Annotated in this window: 2 protein-coding genes; both read left to right on the top strand. The window is 65.0% G+C overall.

Going from position 1 to position 2,451, the window contains the following annotated elements; genetic code table 11:
* Positions 1-176: 176 nt before the first annotated feature.
* Positions 177-554 carry a DUF427 domain-containing protein gene (locus AC1DT2_RS20645; RefSeq protein WP_063572408.1) on the top strand — a complete coding sequence of 126 codons (378 nt, stop codon included), beginning with the start codon at positions 177-179 and terminating at the stop codon, positions 552-554.
* A gap of 24 nt (positions 555-578) precedes the next feature.
* Positions 579-2,451, top strand: a 1,873-nt coding sequence (egtB, locus tag AC1DT2_RS20640) for an ergothioneine biosynthesis protein EgtB (RefSeq protein WP_477298409.1), incomplete at its 3' end; no start/stop codon positions are given.

Below are 2,451 nucleotides of genomic sequence, written 5' to 3'. Positions count from 1 at the left end.
GGAGTGGCTGGTGGCCCATTACCGCTTTGCCAAACCGCGCTAGGCTGTCAGAAACGTCCAATCCGGCCAGCTTTGCCTGCGGGTAATGTCACCTATTCCGGATTGTCGCCTTGGAAACGGCGGTCCGCGGTCGCACGATGTGTGGCTTGCAGCAAACCCGCATGAAGGAGATTGCCATGTCCTCCCGTCCCGTTCGTATCCCAGGGCCAGACCACCCGATCACTGTCACCCCGTCGGGCGGCCGTGTGGTCGTGCGTGATGGCGACCGCGTGCTCGCCGACACCCGCAACGCGTTGACCCTCAAGGAATCCACCTATCCGGCGGTGTTCTACATTCCTCGCGCCGATGCCGACATGGCCGCGCTGACGAAGACCGAGCACCATTCCTATTGCCCCTATAAGGGCGAGGCGTCGTATTTCAGCCTGCCGGGCAACGCCGAGAAAGCGATCAACGCCATCTGGACCTACGAGACGCCTTACGACGCGGTCGCGCCGATTCGCGAACATCTCGCCTTTTACGCCGATCGCGTCAGCATCGAGCACACGCCGGGCTGATCGGCCCGCGCAGGGAACCTGAACATGCAAGCCATCGTCGATACCACCTGGGCGCCTGGTGCCGCCGCTCTTCGTCCCGACGAAGACGCGGCGGCGACCCGATGTAACGCCGGCCAGTCGCTTCTCGCCCGCTACGACGCCGTCCGTGCGCGTACCGAAGCACTGGTCGCTTCGCTAGACGCCGAGGACATGGTCGTCCAGTCCATGCCCGATGCCAGTCCCGCAAAATGGCACCTCGCGCATACCACCTGGTTCTTCGAAACCTTCGTGCTCGGGCCCAACGTGCCCGGCTACGAGGTATTCGATGCCGACTTCGGTTACCTCTTCAACTCGTACTACGAGGCGGTGGGACCGCGACATCCGCGCCCCTTGCGTGGCCTTCTGACGCGTCCGTCGGTGGCACAGGTGGTCGCGTATCGCCACCACGTCGACGCGCACATGCGTGCCTTCCTGCGGGAGATGCCCTCGGCGGAACTGGAGGCGTTGCTGCGCCTTGGCTTCGCCCACGAGGAACAGCACCAGGAATTGCTGGTGATGGACGTGCAGCACCTGTTCGCCCAGTCGCCGCTCAAGCCGGCGCTCGCTCCGGCATGCCCGACAGAGGCACCCGGCCCCAGCGGCCGCTTCCGTCGCATCGGCGGTGGTCCGGTACGCATCGGCGTCGTGGACGAGCACTTCGCGTTCGACAACGAAGGGCCTCGCCATACGGTGTGGCTGGAACCGTTCGAAATCTCCGATCGTCTCGTGACCAACGGGCAGTGGCTCGCCTTCATGGCGCTGGGAGGCTATCGCCGGGCGGACCTCTGGCTCTCCGACGGTTGGTCACAACGTCAGGAGGAGGGCTGGGAGGCACCGCTGTACTGGCGTCGCGAGGGTGATGTCTGGTCGCATATGACGCCGGGTGGCTGGAAACCGGTCGACCCCGATGCCGCGGTAACGCACATTAGCTATTACGAGGCGGAAGCCTTCGCCCGCTGGGCCGGCGCACGCCTGCCGACCGAAGCCGAGTGGGAGCACGCCGTTCGCACGCGTACCGATCTGGACCAGGTTTCGGATGTCGCCTGGCAGTGGACCACCAGCGCCTATTCGCCGTATCCAGGTTTCCGTGCGACGGATGATGCCGTCGGTGAATACAACGGCAAGTTCATGAGTGGCCAGATGGTGTTGCGGGGTGGCGCCAGCGTGACGCCGCCGCATCACGTCCGGCCGTCTTACCGGAATTTCTATCGTCCGGGCCAGCGCTGGATGTTTTCCGGCCTGCGCCTGGCGCGCGATGTCGGCAGTTCTCCGGACGACGATCGCCTGACCTTCCTGCGTGACACGCTCGCAGGTTTGTCGGCATCGCCGAAGGCGTTCTCGCCGAAGTACTTCTACGACGCCGCTGGATCGGCCTTGTTCGAAGCCATCTGCGTCACGCCCGAGTATTACCCGACGCGCACCGAAACGGCGTTGTTGCACGACATCGCACCGGCACTGGCGGCAACCATTCCGGATGGCGCCGTGCTGCTCGAACTGGGTAGCGGCGCGAGTGACAAGACGCGTGTACTTCTCGACGCGGCGCCACAGATTTCGGCTTACGTCCCGGTCGACATCAGCGTGGATGCCCTCAACGGGGCGGTAGAGCGGCTGCGCTCCGCGTATCCGGCGCTGGAGGTGTACCCGGTGGTCGGTGATTTCACCCGCGCCATCGACGTGCCTGGCGCCCTTGCCGGCAGGCCAGTGGTGGCGTTCTTTCCGGGTTCGACGATCGGCAATTTCGTGCCGGATGAGGCGATCGCGCTATTGCGGTCGGTGCGCGAGAGGCTGGGCCCCAAGGCGCACTTCATCGTTGGCGCCGACCAGGTCAAGCCGGTGGATACGCTGGTCGCGGCCTACGACGATGCCGAGGGTGTGACTG

The organism is Luteibacter sp. P4_E6 (assembly GCF_056401535.1).
The sequence above is the reverse complement of the archived record's forward strand: the minus strand, read 5'-3'. Positions and strand labels throughout refer to the sequence as shown.